Origin of the sequence: Stappia stellulata DSM 5886 (assembly GCF_000423705.1) — a bacterium.
Taxonomy (GTDB): domain Bacteria; phylum Pseudomonadota; class Alphaproteobacteria; order Rhizobiales; family Stappiaceae; genus Stappia; species Stappia stellulata.
Genome location: NZ_AUIM01000004.1, coordinates 55,953 through 72,587, shown reverse-complemented (window position 1 = coordinate 72,587; position 16,635 = coordinate 55,953). Strand labels below are relative to the sequence as shown.

Below are 16,635 nucleotides of genomic sequence, written 5' to 3'. Positions count from 1 at the left end.
CCGAATAGCGTAAAAGGCGGCATCCTTTTCCCCCTGATGCAGGTCGAGATCCGTGATGTCCGAACAAGAAACCCCCGCCTATCGCCATGCGTCCCTCTTTCCGCTTCAGGAAGACGCAACGCCCTATCGCAAGCTTTCCGGCGATCACGTGCGCGTGGACCGGTTCAACGGCGAGGATGTTCTGGTGGTCGAACCGGAGGGCATGCGGCTTCTGGCCGAGGCGGCCTTCGCCGACATCAACCATTTCCTGCGGCCCGGGCATCTGGCGCAGCTGCGCAAAATCCTGGATGACCCGGAAGCGACGGAAAACGACAAATTCGTCGCCTTCGACCTGCTGAAGAACGCAAACATCTCCGCGCATGGCGTTTTGCCGATGTGCCAGGACACCGGCACCGCCATCGTCATGGGCAAGAAGGGGCGCCGGGTCTGGACCGACGGCAGCGACGAGGCGAAACTGGCGGAAGGCGCGCGCGACGCCTACTTCAAAAAGAACCTGCGCTATTCGCAGCTCGCACCGATTTCCATGTTCGAGGAGAAGAACACCTCCAACAACATGCCGGCCCAGGTCGAGCTCTACAGCGAGGGCGAGGACGCCTACAAGTTCCTGTTCATGGCGAAGGGCGGCGGCTCGGCCAACAAGACGTTTCTCTATCAGGGCACACCCTCGCTGCTGACCCCGGAACGACTGATCGACTTCATCAAGGAAAAGATCCTGACGCTCGGCACCGCCGCCTGCCCGCCCTATCATCTGGCCATCGTCATCGGCGGCACCTCCGCGGAAATGACGCTGAAAACCGTGAAGCTCGCCTCCGCCCGCTACCTGGACGGACTTCCCGATGCCGGCTCGGAGCTCGGCCACGCCTTCCGCGATCACGAGATGGAAGCGCAGATCCACAAGCTGACGCAGGACACCGGCGTCGGTGCGCAGTTCGGCGGCAAATACTTCTGCCACGATGTGCGGGTGATCCGCCTGCCGCGGCACGGCGCCTCGTTGCCGATCGGCATCGGCGTCTCCTGCTCCGCCGACCGCCAGGCGCTCGGCAAGATCACCAAGGACGGGATCTTCCTGGAGGAGCTTGAGCGCGAGCCGGTCAAGTATCTGCCGGAAGTGACCGACGAGACCCTGTCCGACCACGTGGTGAAGGTCGACCTCACCCGGCCGATGCCGGAGATCCTCGAGGAACTGTCGCGCCATCCGACGAAGACACGGCTGTCGCTCACCGGCCCCGTGATCGTCGCGCGGGATCTGGCCCATGCCAAGCTGCGCGCGCGGCTTGAGGCCGGCGAGCCGCTTCCCGACTATTTCAAGAACCACCCGATCTACTACGCAGGCCCCGCCAAAACGCCGGAAGGTTATGCGTCCGGATCGTTCGGCCCGACAACAGCGGGGCGGATGGATGCCTATGTCGACCAGTTCCAGGCCGCCGGCGGATCGATGGTGATGCTCGCGAAGGGCAACCGCTCCGCCCAGGTGCGCCGGGCCTGCCAGGCGCATGGCGGGTTTTACCTGGGGTCCATCGGCGGACCGGCCGCGCGTCTTGCCCAGGACTGCATCAAGAAGGTCGAGGTCGTCGAGTTCGAGGAACTCGGCATGGAAGCGATCTGGCGAATCGAAGTCGAGGACTTCCCCGCCTTCATCGTGATCGACGACAAGGGCAACGACTTCTTCAAGGAACTCAATCTCGGTTGAGCGGTTCGCACCGGGAGGCATCCTCACAAGGTTGTGATCCCGGTCACGGCTCCATACCAAAATCTGGCTACAGTTGTGCCTCCACGCCCCTTTGCATTAACCGCTTTGCAAGGGACAATACCGAATACTGTCAACAGGCCGCCGGCCGTTGGAAGGATGGTTTGCTTGACCACCGGATGGGGATCTTGAAATGCGTTTATTTCGTTTGCTAGCAATAACCGTGGCTGCGGCGGTCATCGCCACACCGACCCTCGCCGCGCGTTACTTCGACCCGGCGACCAAACAGTGGATCGACTACACTGCGCATGGTGTGCCGAGCGGGAAGTCGCCGATCCCGCGCAAGCGCGTGCGATATGACGGGCCGTACAAGCCCGGCACCGTCATCATCGACACCAGCGAACGCCGCCTCTACCATGTGCTGGGGAACGGTCGCGCCATGAAATACGGCATCGGCGTCGGCCGCGAGGGGTTCCAGTGGGCCGGCACCCAGCGCATCAGCCGCAAGGCCGAGTGGCCGGGCTGGACGCCGCCGCCGCAGATGCGTGCCCGCGAACGCCGCAAGGGCCGCATCCTTCCCGCCCATATGCCGGGAGGACCGAACAACCCGCTGGGCGCGCGCGCCCTGTATCTCGGCAACACGCTCTACCGCATCCACGGCTCCAACGAGCCCTGGACCATCGGCACCGCGGTCTCGTCCGGCTGCATCCGCATGGCCAACGACGACGTCAAGCACCTCTATGACAAGATCAACATCGGGGCGAAGGTCGTCGTCAAGCGCTGACGGGTCTCCCGCACTGCGCCACAAGACATCTTGAGAACGGGCCGGCACAGCGCCGGCCCTTTTTCGTTGTCCGGAACCGAAGCTCCGTCCGGCCCCCGAGGCCTTGCGACTCCCGTCTGCGGAAAAAACGCGGTACCTTGCAAAAGGGACGCGATGTTTCGGCGGAGGTCGGAATGAAACAGGACGAAAGACGCCCTCACCTGCGGCGCGGCGCTTCGGGAAGCCGGTTTCCCGAAGCCGCGGCGCGCCTGCACGCCGTCCTGCTCCTCTTCGCAACGGCGGTGCTGCTGCCGCTCCAGGCTCGGGCGGATCCGGCACTTGCAAACCGGGGCGAGGCGCTGTCGAAGCTTCATTGCGCGCGCTGCCATGTGGTTTCGCCGGACGACCGGATGAGCGGGATTTCCTCCACGCCGTCCTTCATGATCATGGTCAAGGCGCTCGACGACTGGCGGGACCGGTTCGAGACATTCCACGCGCGCCGGCCGCATCCCGCGCATATCCGCTTCGACGGAGACGCAAAGCGTCCGCCCGACCAGCCCGCGACGATCGAGGAAATGGTGCTGAAGATCGACGACGTCGAAGCGATCGTCGCCTATGCGCAAAGCCTGAAAGACCCCTGAGCAACAGGGCGGTGGCGGGGCCGCCTCAGCCGAGCACGACAACCTTGGCACCGACCTTGACCCGCGAATGCAGGTCGATCACATCCTGCTGCCACATGCGGATACAGCCGGAGGACGCATTCGTGCCTATGCTGCGCGGCTGGTTCGTGCCGTGAATGCGGTAGAGCGTGTCGACATTGCCCTGCCAGAGATACAGCCCGCGCGCGCCGATGGGATTGCGGGGGCCGCCATCCTGACCGTTGCGGTATTTCTCGAGCTTCGGGTCGCGCGCGATCATCTCGTCGGGCGGAAACCACTTCGGCCACGCACGCTTGAAGCGAATGGTCGCATCGCCCGACCAGGCAAAGCCCGCGCGTCCCACGCCGATGCCGTAGCGCAACGCCCGTCCGCCCGGCTCGACCAGATACAGGAACTTGTTCGCCGGATCGACGATGACCGTTCCGGGCTCTTCTCGGGTCACGTATCGCACCGACTGCCGCAGGTATTTCGGGTCGAACTCCTGCCAGGGGACGGCCGGAATGCGAAAGCCGCCGTCGGTGCGCGCGGCATAGGCAAGCGCGTAATCCGGCGTGCCATCGGCGCGCGGGGTCAGGCCGGCGGCCTCGATGGAGCGGCCCCTCGACTGGCATGCGGCAAGCAGAAACGGCAGGCCGATCACAAGGGCGCGACGGGTCAGGAGACCTCCTTCGCGAGAACGACGTTCATGACCTTGGCGCACGACACAGATCTCCGATGGGTCCAGACCCCGATTATTGGCCTGATTCCGCCGCTTTGTCGACGCGCAAGCGCGGCTCCGGCCGCGCGATCAGCGTTTCGGGTCCCGGGAAAGCCCCTTCGCCTCCAGGTCCTTCAGATACCCGCCCCACATCTCCTCGCGGTTGGCCCCGAGCTTCAGGAAATAGTCCCACGAGAAGATCCCGGTGTTGTGCAGGTCGTCGAAATGGATGCGCACCGCATAATTGCCCACGGGCTCGATCTTCATGATGCCGACGCCGCGCTTGCCCGGAACCGTCTGCTTCTGCGCGGGCGAATGGCCCTGCACCTCGGCGGAGGGCGAACACACCCGCAGGTACTCGGCATCGAACGTGTGGCTTTCGCCCGTGTCGAAGGCAACGGTCAGTTGCGTCTTGTCCTTGGCGAGACGGATCTCTGTCGGCCAGGGCTTGCTGTCAGTCACGGGAAAGATCCTCTCCATCAAAACCGCCCCTGTCGGGGCTGCAAACACGCTGCGGACCATAACGTGTCGACGGCCCGCGGCAAGCCCGTCGCGCTGCACTCGCTCATCATCGCCTCCGCAGCTCATGAGAAGGGCGAATTCGCCGCTCGCGGCAATTGACGCGAGGCGCCATTCCGCTACCTTGCCCTGAAGAACACAAAGTCGCACCTGTTGCGGCGGGCCGCATATCGGGATTTGGCCGCAGCACGCAGGCGCGCCTTCACCCAGTTGAGGAAACGGAAATGTCCCAGCCGATGATCGACCCCTTCGGACGAGAAGTCAGCTATTTGCGCGTGTCGGTGACCGACCGCTGCGACTTTCGCTGTGTCTATTGCATGGCGGAAGACATGACGTTTCTGCCCAAGCGCGAGGTTCTGAGCCTGGAGGAACTCGACCGGCTGTGCTCCGCCTTCATCGAGAAAGGCGTGCGCAAGCTGCGTCTGACCGGCGGAGAGCCGCTGGTGCGCAAGAACATCATGAGCCTGATCCGCAGCCTGTCGCGCCATCTGGACAGCGGCGCGCTGGAAGAGCTGACCATCACCACCAACGGCTCGCAGCTGTCGCGCTTTGCCCAGGAGCTCTACGACTGCGGCGTGCGCCGCATCAATGTCTCGATCGACACGCTGGACACCGCGAAGTTCAAGGCAATCACCCGCTGGGGCGATCTCGGCAAGGTGATGGACGGATTGCGCGCCGCAACCGCCGCCGGGCTGAAGGTGAAGATCAATATGGTGGCGCTCAAGGGCGTCAACGAGCATGAAATCCTGCAGATGATGCAATGGTGCCACGAGCAGGGCTACGATCTCACACTGATCGAGACGATGCCCCTCGGCGAGATCAACGAGGACCGCACCGACCAGTACCTGCCGCTCTCCACGGTGCGCGCGCGCATGGCGGAAGCCTTCACGCTGGACGACATTCCCTACAAGACCGGCGGCCCGGCCCGCTACGTCAGTGTTGCGGAAACCGGAGGCCGCGTCGGCTTCATCACGCCGATGACCCACAATTTCTGCGAAAGCTGCAACCGGGTGCGGGTCACCTGCACGGGCATGCTCTACATGTGCCTCGGGCAGGACGACAGCGCGGACCTGCGCGCGGCGCTGCGTGCCTCGGAAAGCGACGAGCTGCTGAACGACGCCATCGACGAGGCCATCGGACGCAAGCCGAAGGGGCATGACTTCGTGATCGACCGGCAGACCCGTCAGCCTGCGGTGACCCGGCACATGAGTGTCACCGGCGGCTGAGGCCATGGCAAAAAACAGGAGCGGGCCCGAAAGCCCACTGCTCGACCGACCCGTCGCGCGCCTGTCAGCTCTGGCCGTGGCCGGTGCAGCCGTTCTGGCCATCGTGTGGATCGGCCGCGTTGGCTTTGCCGGTGTTGCCCTCACCCCGTTCGAACACCTCGCCCCGGACGATGCCGAAGCCCTTGCCCAAAATCCGCAACTCGCCGCCTGCCTCACGGAGCGCATCGGCGCGGTGGACCAGATGCGCAAGGATCGTGTGATCGACGACACGCAGCATGACGCTTTCAAGGCGCGCGCGGTCAGCTACTGCCGGGCGCAGTTCCCCCCGCAGCGGTAGCGCGCCGTCCGCCCCTGCCCTGCACACGCCGGGGGGATGCGGCCGGCGGCAGCGTCAAAGGGCTCTCAGCTGAAGCGCATCCGCTTGCGCGCCGGTCGTGGCGGCTGATCCGGCTGCCTGTCCGCCGCGCCCTCCCGGACCGGCCCGGCCAGGGGCCTGCCGCTCTCTTCCGCGAGGTTCGCATCCGGGATCGCCTCGCCCTGCAACGGCTGCGATGCGCCGGCGTCGGCCAATGTCTCCGCCTGCGGCTCCGGCCCCGCTTCGCCTTCCGCTTGCCCGACATTTGCGTCATCCGAAGGCGCGACCGCGGCTTCCGCGTCCAGCGCCGGCGCATCCGCGTCGGCCACCGCCTTTGCAGCCGTCTCGGCCTTGTCGCGCTCCTCCATCCAGCCGTAGCCATTGCCGACCTGCCAGGAAGACTTCAGCGCTCCGACAAGCGGTTCGACCGTGCGGAAATCCTGATCGTAGTCATTCAGCCCGTCGACACATGCAAGAACCGGGTTCGAGCGCCACAACTTGCGCAGCGCCGCATTCTTCAGCTGCTTTGAAACACCGTCTTTCAAGAAGACGGAATAGTCGGACTCGAATTCGAGCGTCTCCAGGTCGACGGCCTCTGCCGCTGCCTGGTTGGCCTCTTCGATGCGGGCGGTCTCGGCTTTCGCCTCCGCGGCCTCTTCCTCTCGCTGCGGATCGGTGCCGGCCTGCGCCTCTGCCCCTTCCTCGCGCTCGCGCTGAACGGCGCGCTTGCGCTGGGACCAGCGGCTCAGAAATCCGGTCTCCCCGTCATTGCGCGTGTCGTTTCGGTCGGCACTCATGCGCCCCCCTCCTCCGGTCCCCCGTCGGAATTGAAGATGGGAGCCTTGCCGAAAATCTGCCGCTCCTCCACGGCTTTCGTGCGGCGACGCTTCTTGAAGGCCGGCGCCTCGGGAATCGCGGCGAGGAAGCGCGCCATCCAGGCAACGGTGGCCGGCGGCATCGCAACCCGCTCGACCAGACTGTCCGGGCGCTCCAGAAACCCTTGCGCTTCGTAGGGATCGGCTGTCACTGCGAACACGCGCCAACCCGGTTCGCGAGAGCCGTCGGTCGCTTCGAGCAGCGCCCACACGCAAGGTTCGCCGGTCTCGATGTTGCTGTCGTAGGCCTCGACCATCTTGTGATGCAGGGTCAGCGCGTGGGGCGCCGACAGATAGCGCCTCGTCTCGCCGTCGCGCGCGATCTCGCGCCATCCATCGGTCGGCGGCGCATCTGCGATGACCTCGGGGACGGCCCAGACCCAATCGACCCATCGCGATGTTGCCGGACGACGCTCCAGCACGACCCCGAGCATGGCTGACACTTCCCGTTCCACGCAAAACTCCCAGATCCGTTGTCCGGCACGCTCGGTGCCGGCTTTGCCCGCCTTGCGGACACCCGGTGATTTTGGGGCCTGGAACGCGGAAAGACAATGTCTGTCGCGCGCCGCAAACGCTGCGTCCTCTCGCCGGCTTGCCGATTTTCGCGAAAGGCAATCTCGGTTAGGAAAATCCGGATCATCTGCGCTATCTTCGCGGCAAAACGACAAGCTGAGGGAACGCGCCGCCGGGCGGCCCGGCGTTTCCGCGACGGAGGAATTCATGACCGCGACCCAGCCAAGGGTTCTCCTGTGCGATTGCGAGAAGACCATGCGCCTCGATCCCGCACGGATCGAGGGCATCGATGCGGAGACCCCCATCCACACGCAGTTGTGCCGTTCGCAGCTCGCCGCCTTCGAAAAGGCGCTCGCCAGTGGTGAACGGCTCGTCATAGGCTGTACGCAGGAAGCTCCGCTTTTCGACGAAGTGGCGGAAGAAAAGGGCGCGACCCAGCAGCTCGACTACGTCAACATTCGCGAGCGGGCCGGATGGTGCGCACGCGGGACCGATCCGCACCCGAAGATCTCGGCCCTTCTCGCGGAAGCCGGGGTCACCGGAGAGCCGGCCTCCCTGCGCTCGATCGATTCCGACGGCGTCTGCCTGATCTACGGCAAGGGCCAGCAGGCGCTCGACGCCGCACGCGCGCTTGAGGGTCGGCTGTCCGTCTCCTTGCTGCTCAGCGACGCCTCCGACCTCGTTCTGCCCACCATCCTCGAGGTTCCGGTGCATGCGGGGCGCATCCGCACGGTCACCGGGTCTCTTGGCGCCTTCTCGGTGACGGTGGATGCATACGCGCAGATCCTGCCGTCCTCGCGCGGCGCCGCGCAATTCGCGATGCCGCGCGACGGCGCGAAATCGGCTTGCAGCCTCATTCTCGACCTCTCCGGCGAGACACCGCTGGTCACCGCGCCCAACAAACGCGACGGCTACATGCGTGTCGATCCGAAGGATCCGGCTGCGGTGGCACGTGCGCTCTTCGACATCTCCGACATGGTCGGCACTTTCGAAAAGCCGGTCTACGTGGAGTATGACGCGTCGATCTGCGCCCATGGGCGATCCGGCAAGACCGGCTGCACAAAATGCCTGGACGCCTGTCCCGCCGGCGCGATCACCGGCAACGGCGACCGGATCGAGGTCGATCCCGGCATTTGCGGCGGCTGCGGCTCCTGTGCGGCACATTGCCCGACCGGCGCGGTCGCCTATCGCTATCCGATGCGCGACACGCTGATCCGCCGCCTGCAAACCCTTGTCGGCACCTATTGCGATGCCGGGGGGAAAGACCCCATCGTCCTGGTCCATGACGAAGGTCACGGGCTCGACCTGATCAACGCGATGGCGCGGTTTTCCGACGGACTGCCGGGGAACGTCCTGCCGATCGCCGTGCATGCCGTCACGGTCTTCGGTCATGACGCGATGCTCGCCGCGGTGCTCGCGGGCGCAAAGCGCATGGTCTTCCTCTGCCCGCCATCCCAGGCCGACGAAACACTTGCCCTTTCACGCGAGATCGCGCTTTCCACGGCCCTTCTTGAGGGAATGGGCTACCATGGCGACACCGTGTTTACGCTTGCCCTTGAAGCCGACCCGGACAAGCTGACGGGATGTTTCACCGTTCCCTCCGGTCCGCTCCCGGCCGCCCCCGCACTCTTCGATCCGGTCGGCGGCAAGCGCGATGTGGCGCGCAGCGCCATTTCACGGCTCCTCAAGTCGGCGCCGGAGCCGGCGACGGTCATCGGCTTGCCGGAGACGGCTCCTTACGGGCGCATCTCCATCGATGCGGATGGCTGCACGCTGTGTCTGGCGTGCGTTTCCGCCTGCCCGGCAAATGCACTGGCCGACAACCCGGACAAACCGCAGGTCAGCCTGACGGAAGCCGCCTGCGTGCAATGCGGTTTATGCGCGACGACCTGCCCGGAAAACGTGATCACGCTGGAACCGCGCTACAATTCGGCGCCGGAGGCCATTCGCCCGGTGGTGTTGCATGAGGAAGAGCCGGCGACCTGCGTGTCTTGCGGCAAGGCTTTCGGGACGAAGTCCTCGATTGCGCGCATCCGGGACAAGCTCTCGGGCAAGCACTGGATGTTCCAGCGCGAAGACCAGACCCGGCTGATCGAGATGTGCGACGACTGCCGCATCTCGGCGCAATGGGAAATGCCGGATACACCGCTGCGCGGCGGGTCCCGGCCGAGGATCGCCACCACGGACGACTATCTTGCGCTGGAGAAAGGGCCGCTTTCGGCCGATGACTTTCTCAAGGACGACTGAACGCCCGCTCGCCGAACCAAAAGCGCCGCCGGGGTCGTCCGGCGGCGCTTTTGGTTGCGTGCAGCCGACTTAGGCGGACCCTGCCGGCGGATCGAGCTCCGGGTCGGCGAGGTTCTGGCGCAGCATCTCGGTGTATTGCTTGACCATATGGGTCACGAAGGCCTCATGGTCGTCGACCTCGAGCACCGCCTTGGCGACATGGGCATTGTAGCGCGAGGCCGCCCACAGGAAGGCGAGATGCAGGTCGGTCGCCGGGATCTTTCGGTTTTCCCGGTTGGCCACCTCGATGAAGCGAGCCGCGACCTGCAGGAAACCGGCGGTGTCGAGGTCCCCTTGCGCCCGTGCCGCGCGGCGTTCCTGGCGATTGCTCATCGGTGTCGTTCCCTTGATTGGTTTTGTTTTCCGTGGTGCGCGCGGGCGGTCAGGCGACCTCGAACCATGACATCATGCCCGCGACCTGATGTTCCAGCATATGACAATGAACCATCCATTTTCCCGGATTGTCGGCCACGAAGGCGATCTCGACGCGCTCGCCAGGATCGGTCAGCACGGTGTCGCGCCATTCCTCGCGCTGTACCGGCGTTCCGTTTCGCGACAGCACCTTGAAATGGTGGCCATGAACATGCATCGCGTGGGGCCATCGCGTGTCGTTGACGATCGGCATGCGCACCGTCCGGCCGCGCGCGACCTTGAACATCGCCGGATCGCCATGCGTGCCGGCGATCCCGTTGAAGGACCAGACCTTGCCCTGGTCGACAAGCTCGCGCATGCCGCGTTGCGCGCCCTTCAGCATGGCGCCGCTCATGCGTCCCATCGCGCCACCCTCCATCAGGAGGTCCTGTGTCAGGGCCGCGTCCATATCGAGGGTCATCGGCAGTGGATTGGCGGGAAGCGCGATGTCCTGCGGGAGCGGCGTCGCGCGTGTCACGGGATCGCCGTCGAGGACGAATTCGCACGCCGCGAAGGGCTGACCCGACGCTTCCTCGACGGTGAAGGTTCTCGCCTCGGCGGGCAGATCGACAATCACATCGGCACGCTGGGCCGGCGCGATCAGCAACGTCTCATCCGCAAGCAGCTCCGGTGCGACCGGCTGTCCGTCGAGCGCGATCAGATGCGGCGCAAGACCGGTAAAGCGGATGGTCAGGACACGGGCATTGGCGGTGTTGACCACGCGCAGGCGCAACCGCTCGCCCGGGCGCGCCGGAAAGCGCGGATAAGGCTGTCCGTTGACCGTCAGCACATTGCCGAGACGCCCCGCGTGCGCCCAGTCGTGCATGGCACCGAGGCTTGCGACATCGATCTGCCGCGCCTCGTCCAGACGCCAGTCGTCGAAGGCGAGCACGACGTCGCGATCATAGGCCTTGGGTCCGGGTTCCTCGACAACCAGGACGCCATAGAGCCCGCGCGCGAGCTGTTCCCAGGACCGGTTATGCGGATGATACCAATAGGTGCCGGCGTCCGGCGCCTTGACGCGGTAGTCGAATGTCGCGCCCGGTTCCACCGCCGGCTGGGTCAGGCCCGCGACACCGTCATAGGCATTCTCGATGCGGATGCCGTGCCAGTGGATCGTCGACGGCTGCTCCAGCTCGTTCTTGAAGCGGACGTCGAGGGTTTCGCCCTGTTTCATCCTGAGCAAAGGACCGGGAACCCGCCCTTCGTAGCCCCAGATATCGGCCAGCGGCCCTTCGTTTTCCCAAAGCGCCGCGCGGCCCTTGCGGGCAATGAGCATGCGCGGCTCATGGGTCGCAGCGCTTGCCCGGTCGACAAGTCGGGGAAGCATGCTCCCCATTGCGGCGCCCGTGGCGCCAAGCAGCGCGGCGCGGCGCGTGATCCCGACCCGTCTTGTCATGACATCCCTTTCCAAATACGACACTGGCTCATACCAGCTGCCATGGGCGAAAACTGGGCAGGCCGCGCCGCAAGGCCGGCGATGCGGCAAAATGTCCGCGGCGCGCAGCGTCTCCCTACCCGGTCCGGGTTTCCTCGCCGCCACGCTCCAGCCGACGCGCGATCGTTCCGAAGGTTACCGCCCCCGCGCAGGCAAGCGCCATCACCAGAATGAGCGACCAGACAGTGCCCGGCCACAAGACACCCGACAGCAGCCAGCCGGCAAGCGCGGAGGCAATAGCGCCCGCGCCGATCTGCAGACTGCCGGTCAGGCCAGACGCCGCGCCGGCCAGATCCGGGCGTACGCTGACCGATCCCGCAATGGCGTTGGGAAGCGACATGCCGTTGCCGATCCCGACAATGAACATCGGGCCGAACAGCGCAAGCGGATGCACGAAGCCAAGCGCGAAGAACGCGGCAATGGCCGAAACGGCACACACCAGAACGCAGTTTCCGCCGAGAATCATGCGCGATATCCCGAGCTTTTCCGAAAACCGCCCCGTGAGGCCGTTCCCGACCATGTAGCCGGCCGCGACCATGATGAAGTAGAGCCCGTAGGCCGACGGTGACATGTCGAACAGGCGGGCGGCCAGAAAGGGCGCGCCGCCAAGGAACGAGAAGAAGACCGCCGACGTGAAGGCCGAGGTCAGCGTATAGGCCCAGAAAAGTCTCGAGCGCGACAGGGCCGCGTAGCTGCGCACCAGACCGCGCATCCCCCCGCCGGAGGCGCGGGTGTGGTGGGTCTCGTGCAATTCCGCCCAGGCCCATGCGAGCACCAGTGCGCCCAGGGCGATCATCAGATAGGAGCTCGAGCGCCAGCCGAAGGTCTCGTCGAGAACGCCGCCGATGGCGGGCCCGATCATCGGCGCGACCGCCATGCCCATGGTGACATAGCCGATCATGCTGGCGGACTGCCGGCGGTCGAAGAGATCGCGCACGATGGCGCGTCCAAGCACGATGCCGGCGCATCCCCCCGACGCTTGCAGCATGCGCCCTACCAGCATCACCTCGATGTCGGTCGCTGCCGCGCAGGTCACGCTGCCGAGAAGAAAAACGCCAAGCCCCCACAACAGCACCGGACGCCGTCCGTAGCGGTCGGACAGCGGCCCGATGCCGATCTGGGCAATTGCAATCGCCGCAAGATAAAGCGACAGCGACAGCTGGACCATCGCCGCCGTGGTGCCGAAAACATCGACGAGAACCGGGAGCGAGGGGAGATAGATGTTGAGTGCGAGCGGGCTGACGGAGGATACGGCAACAAGCAGAGGGAGCGAGGGGCGGCGTTGCGGCAGAGCCGTCGATAGGCTGTTTGTCATACGGTTAAGTACGGTCTGTTCGTCGACATTGGCAAGAACAAAGGCCGGCGCACAGGGGAAGTTCCTATCACCTCTTTTTGAATTTCCGGGACGGAAATCAAACGCCCGGATCGGGCATTACGTTACGGAATGCACGTCAAAACAGGGAACGGACGGGCCTGCACGCCGGAACCCGCCGCGCGCTTGCCCTCACCGGAATCTCCTGCCGGGGTCTCGCTGCTGCACGATGACAGCATCGCCACCTGCCGGATGTTGCAGGCTGGAGCCACCGGCTTGCCGAGGCCGGAGCTGCGCCCGTCGCTCCAGCCCGCAGCCTTCGCTTCAACCACGCCGAACATGCGCTCGATGCGGCGGCGGCCGGTGCGGGCGCGGTGCTCGCGCGGCAAACTCTCGCGGCCGGCGACATTCGCATCGGCCGGCTGGTCACCCCGTTTTCCCTGAGATTGCCGATCCGGCCGAGGTTTCACCTCGTCGGGCTGCCGACAACTTTCCGCCGACCCGCGGCCGCGACCTCCCGGGACCGGGCGCGCCGGGACATCACCGAAACGTCAGCTGCCGCGTAAGCCTGTCTTCGCGGCCGGCCCGGCCGTGCGCAGGCGTTTGCGCTCGCGCATCAGACTGTACAGACCGGTTGCCACCAGAATGGCGATGCCGGCAAGGGTGGGAAGATCGGGAATATCGCCCCAGACCACATAACCGATCAGGATCGCCCACATGATGATGGAATAGCGAAACGGCGCGACCATCGAGATGTCGCCCATCCGCATCGCGCTGATAAGACATGTGAAGCCGACGAGAATGAAACCGGCCGCAGTTGCCAGGAAGATCAGTTCCTTTGCCGTCGGCATCGGCCATGTCTCGGCCGTGGACAGCGCAAGCCCCATCGCCGATACGCCGCACAAGGTGGCAAAGGAAACGCCGAGAGTGGGGATATGCGCCGGCAGGACATTGGTCGAGAGATCGCGCAGAACCATGAACATCACGCCGGCCAGCGCGACGAGCGCCCAGGCGTCGAAGCCCGCCATGCCGGGACGGACGATGAGCAACACCCCGCAAAACCCGACGACAATCGCCGTCCAGCGTCGCCAGCCGACGGGCGCGCCGAGAAAGAGCGCCGCGCCCGCCGTCACCAGCAGCGGCAACGCCTGAAGGATCGCGGTCGCATTGGCGATCGGCAGGTGAAACAGGGCGGTCAGGTAGAACATGGTCGCGACGACCTCCGCGAAGACGCGCACGCCGACCCATTTGTTCAAGAGCAGCGGAAACCGCCGGATCGAACCGTTTGCGACGCAGATCACCAGAAGGAACGCGAGCGCGAAGACGCCGCGCAGGAACATGATCTGCCCGAGCGGGAGGTTCTCCGACACGAGCTTGACGAAACTGTCGTTGAAGATGAAGCCCATCATGGCGAGCATCATGATGGCGACGGCGCGCCCGTTGTCGGGGGAGGTCATGTCAAGCCTTGCTGGTTGCGCCGCGTCCGAATGGAGCGGAAGGAAATCAGTTGCGGCGGCGCACGGGAAGATTGGTCAACAGGTTCTGCGGCTTCATACGGATGATGCCGTCGCTTCCCACAGCCAGTCCGAGCCAGACGGGCTTGCCGCGCATCGTCTCGATACTATCGCTCCGGTTGTCAAAGTCGAGCCGGAACAGCGCGGCAATGCGTGCCATGTCGCTCTCCTCCACCGGAGTGCCCTCGTAAAGCGCGTTCAACAGACGGGTCGCCTCGGAATCCAGGCCGATATGCCACGACCAGCGCTCGTCGCGGATCGATTGCTGCGGCTGGATCCGCACGCCGACGCCATGGAAGTGGCCGATCCAGCTCTCCAGCACGCGCGCGAAGGCATCGAGCGCCGGTTCCGTGAAGCGGAAATCGATCGCCGTGTCGAAGCGGTCGGAGCGCTCCCAATAGATGTCCTTGTTTTCCTCGCCCAGCACATCGAGCGCAATGTCGCGTGTCGGCGTCCCGGCTTCCGCCAGCAAGGCCCCCAGCCCGCCAAATCCGCCGGTCTTCGAATAGGTCTCGACGATCTCCGCATCGGCCAGCATGAGCTGGCCGTCGGTCGTGGTCACCGACTGTTCGCGAAACAGCAGTTCGCCGGCGCGCAGACGCAGCGGGTCCGCCACCTTGCGCAGGATGTTGTGGGTGATCAGATGCACCATCTGGTCGATGAACACCGGCGGGATGGTGACCGTCGCCCCTTCCCCGAACAGCGCGGCGTAGGACGCCTCGATGGTGCCGTGACGGGCCAGATGATCGCGGAAGGCGAGAATGATGCGGTAGTTGTCGGCTGCATCCGCATCGGCGATTGCGTCAATCTCCTCCGCCCCGACGGCACGGAAGGGATCGTTCATCAGCGCCTCGAACAGGCGATGCTCGGCCGGACAGGAGTCCTCCACCGGGTGAATTTCCGGCCGGGTGAAATAGGCGCGCAGGATATCCGGCGTGACCGTGAGCCAGCCGTTTTTCTCGCGCTCCACCAGATGCATGCCGGAGGATTTCCAGAAGCTTGGCATCAGGCGTCTCCGCTCACGTCCCAGATCCGCGCATGCGGTGCATCTTCCGGCGGCGTCACCAGATGGAACCGCTCGTGGATCGCGCCCTCGTCGTCGATTTCGCGCTGGATGGCCAGCAGCGCATTGAGGTCCAGTTCCTCGGCAAGCTCCATCGCATCGGCGATCTCGGCTTCGGCGACCCCGCGCGCGGCGTCGACAGAGGGTGCGCCGTGTTCGTCGACGAAGTGCTGGGCCAGCCGGTCCACCAGCCGTTCTTGCTCTTCCCCGGAAATCTCCGCAGGCGTTGCCAGCGTGGACCAGCCAAAGGTTTCAAGCGACAGGAAACCGGACACGAAGGCCTGGCGGACCTTGCCTTCCAGACCTTCCGGCGTGTAGGCGCGAAAGGCAAAGGTGCCCGGAATCACCCAGTCGCCCGGCTCCGCGGCGACGGGAAACACATGGGCGTCCGATGCATCGAGACGAATGGCTTTTAGAAGTTTCGACATGATCAGGCCTCCGAGGCCTCGAGAGAGTGGGAAGACAGGTGCTCGTACAGCTTCAGCGATACAGAGTCACCACCGGCCGACGCGTCGCGCTTGAGCAGAAGGTTGCCCGCCTCGTCGAGCCCGAGGAAGGTGCCCGCGACCGTGCCGCCTGGTGTTTCAACGGCGTGCGGACCACGATAGCCTTCCGCACGAAACAGCCAGTTTTCCAGAACCGGCGCGAAGCCGTCGACACCCCAGGAGTGAATCCACGTCAGAAGGTGACGCGACAGGGATTCTATCACCTGTGTCCGGTCGAGATCGACGGCGCCCTCGTCGATCAGACTGGTGCGATCCGGCGTTTCGCCAGGCTCCAGCGGGCCGTCGAGCGGCGCCAGCCGGAAGTCGAGTGCAACCGTCAGCCAGAGCGGCGCGCCCTCGCCATCGAGCTGGTCGCTCATTGCCAGACGCACGGTTCCGACTTTCGCGCCATTGACCTTGAACACATCGGGCCAGAGGAAGGTCAGCGCCGTCTCCGGCGGCGTGATGGCGCCAAGCGCGTCATTTGCGGCCACCATCGCCAGGAAGAGCATCTCAACGCCCCGCTCCGGGGACACGTCCGGTTCGAGCACCACCGCGAGCGACACCACATCCGTGCGCCTGGACCAGATGAGGTCTCCGGCGGATAAACGCCCCGCGCTCGCACCGTCGCACGCGGTTTGGAAGACATCCTCGCTGGCGGGCACGGCATGGCCCGTCAAAAGGGGCGGAAACGTCGGGTCGGGCGTCAACACGGCCCCTCTCCTTCACAGATTGAATCACGTGGTTCGCGCAATGGTGGAATGCCCTTCCCGGCAGACGCCGGAACGAGAGTCCCGTCAATGAATTGACGGGAGGCATTCACCTTCTGAAT

The 16,635-nt window shown here is 65.1% G+C and carries 18 protein-coding genes; 6 read left to right on the top strand and 12 right to left on the bottom strand.

The window, feature by feature from the left end; translation table 11 throughout:
• The first annotated feature begins 55 nt into the window (after positions 1-55).
• The 3 genes from G572_RS0100465 to G572_RS25255 all read left to right on the top strand — a co-directional run bounded on the left by G572_RS0100465 (position 56) and on the right by G572_RS25255 (position 3,091).
• Positions 56-1,690 carry a fumarate hydratase gene (locus G572_RS0100465; protein WP_029056806.1) on the top strand — a complete coding sequence of 545 codons (1,635 nt, stop codon included), beginning with the start codon at positions 56-58 and terminating at the stop codon, positions 1,688-1,690.
• A gap of 190 nt (positions 1,691-1,880) precedes the next feature.
• The gene (locus tag G572_RS0100460; RefSeq protein WP_029056805.1) at positions 1,881-2,471 is read left to right on the top strand and encodes a L,D-transpeptidase; all 591 of its coding nucleotides are present in this window, start codon (positions 1,881-1,883) and stop codon (positions 2,469-2,471) included.
• A 173-nt stretch (positions 2,472-2,644) separates the two neighbouring features.
• The gene (locus G572_RS25255; protein WP_156884431.1) at positions 2,645-3,091 is read left to right on the top strand and encodes a c-type cytochrome; all 447 of its coding nucleotides are present in this window, start codon (positions 2,645-2,647) and stop codon (positions 3,089-3,091) included.
• 25 nt (positions 3,092-3,116) lie between these two features.
• Here the strand turns inward: G572_RS25255 and G572_RS0100450 are convergent, their stop codons facing one another.
• Complete coding sequence (locus G572_RS0100450; RefSeq protein ID WP_208978987.1) at positions 3,117-3,809, bottom strand: L,D-transpeptidase; 693 nt, start codon at positions 3,807-3,809, stop codon at positions 3,117-3,119.
• A gap of 87 nt (positions 3,810-3,896) precedes the next feature.
• Positions 3,897-4,268 carry a gamma-butyrobetaine hydroxylase family protein gene (locus G572_RS0100445; protein ID WP_029056802.1) on the bottom strand — a complete coding sequence of 124 codons (372 nt, stop codon included), beginning with the start codon at positions 4,266-4,268 and terminating at the stop codon, positions 3,897-3,899.
• A 281-nt stretch (positions 4,269-4,549) separates the two neighbouring features.
• On the opposite strand from G572_RS0100445, the gene moaA reads away from it, so the two are divergent.
• Positions 4,550-5,551, top strand: a complete 1,002-nt coding sequence (gene moaA / locus G572_RS0100435; protein ID WP_051241388.1) for a GTP 3',8-cyclase MoaA — start codon at positions 4,550-4,552, stop codon at positions 5,549-5,551.
• A 4-nt stretch (positions 5,552-5,555) separates the two neighbouring features.
• On the top strand, positions 5,556-5,888 hold the full coding sequence (locus G572_RS21835) for a hypothetical protein (protein WP_037544951.1): 333 nt from the start codon (positions 5,556-5,558) through the stop codon (positions 5,886-5,888).
• Positions 5,889-5,953: 65 nt separating this feature from the next.
• Here G572_RS21835 and G572_RS25250 read toward each other — a convergent pair whose 3' ends face one another.
• The gene (locus G572_RS25250; protein WP_051241387.1) at positions 5,954-6,703 is read right to left on the bottom strand and encodes a DUF3306 domain-containing protein; all 750 of its coding nucleotides are present in this window, start codon (positions 6,701-6,703) and stop codon (positions 5,954-5,956) included.
• Positions 6,700-7,236 (bottom strand): DUF3305 domain-containing protein, encoded by a 537-nt coding sequence (locus tag G572_RS26410; protein ID WP_169391266.1) that lies wholly within the window; start codon positions 7,234-7,236, stop codon positions 6,700-6,702. The genes G572_RS25250 and G572_RS26410 overlap by 4 nt, the downstream gene beginning before the upstream one ends.
• A 265-nt stretch (positions 7,237-7,501) precedes the next feature.
• On the opposite strand from G572_RS26410, the gene G572_RS0100415 reads away from it, so the two are divergent.
• Complete coding sequence (locus tag G572_RS0100415; RefSeq protein ID WP_029056798.1) at positions 7,502-9,541, top strand: 4Fe-4S dicluster domain-containing protein; 2,040 nt, start codon at positions 7,502-7,504, stop codon at positions 9,539-9,541.
• 69 nt (positions 9,542-9,610) lie between these two features.
• Here the strand turns inward: G572_RS0100415 and G572_RS0100410 are convergent, their stop codons facing one another.
• The 8 genes from G572_RS0100410 to G572_RS21800 form a co-directional block, all read right to left on the bottom strand.
• The gene (locus G572_RS0100410) at positions 9,611-9,913 is read right to left on the bottom strand and encodes a DUF3144 domain-containing protein (protein ID WP_029056797.1); all 303 of its coding nucleotides are present in this window, start codon (positions 9,911-9,913) and stop codon (positions 9,611-9,613) included.
• 49 nt (positions 9,914-9,962) lie between these two features.
• Entirely contained in the window at positions 9,963-11,390 is a 1,428-nt protein-coding gene (locus tag G572_RS0100405) for a multicopper oxidase family protein (protein ID WP_029056796.1), read from the bottom strand.
• A 115-nt stretch (positions 11,391-11,505) separates the two neighbouring features.
• A complete protein-coding gene (locus G572_RS21820; protein WP_037544948.1) occupies positions 11,506-12,744 on the bottom strand; it encodes a multidrug effflux MFS transporter in 1,239 nt (412 codons plus the stop codon).
• A gap of 122 nt (positions 12,745-12,866) precedes the next feature.
• Positions 12,867-13,211: a hypothetical protein gene (locus tag G572_RS26590; protein WP_029056795.1), complete on the bottom strand. Its 345-nt coding sequence runs from the start codon at positions 13,209-13,211 to the stop codon at positions 12,867-12,869.
• An 81-nt stretch (positions 13,212-13,292) separates the two neighbouring features.
• A complete protein-coding gene (locus G572_RS0100390) occupies positions 13,293-14,198 on the bottom strand; it encodes a DMT family transporter (RefSeq protein WP_029056794.1) in 906 nt (301 codons plus the stop codon).
• Between the two features lie 46 nt (positions 14,199-14,244).
• Entirely contained in the window at positions 14,245-15,261 is a 1,017-nt protein-coding gene (locus G572_RS0100385; protein WP_029056793.1) for a DUF6352 family protein, read from the bottom strand.
• Entirely contained in the window at positions 15,261-15,746 is a 486-nt protein-coding gene (locus G572_RS21805) for a DUF6505 family protein (RefSeq protein WP_037544939.1), read from the bottom strand. Before G572_RS21805 ends, G572_RS0100385 begins: the two co-directional genes overlap by 1 nt.
• A gap of 2 nt (positions 15,747-15,748) precedes the next feature.
• On the bottom strand, positions 15,749-16,516 hold the full coding sequence (locus G572_RS21800) for a biotin/lipoate--protein ligase family protein (RefSeq protein WP_051241386.1): 768 nt from the start codon (positions 16,514-16,516) through the stop codon (positions 15,749-15,751).
• Between the last annotated feature and the right edge of the window lie 119 nt (positions 16,517-16,635).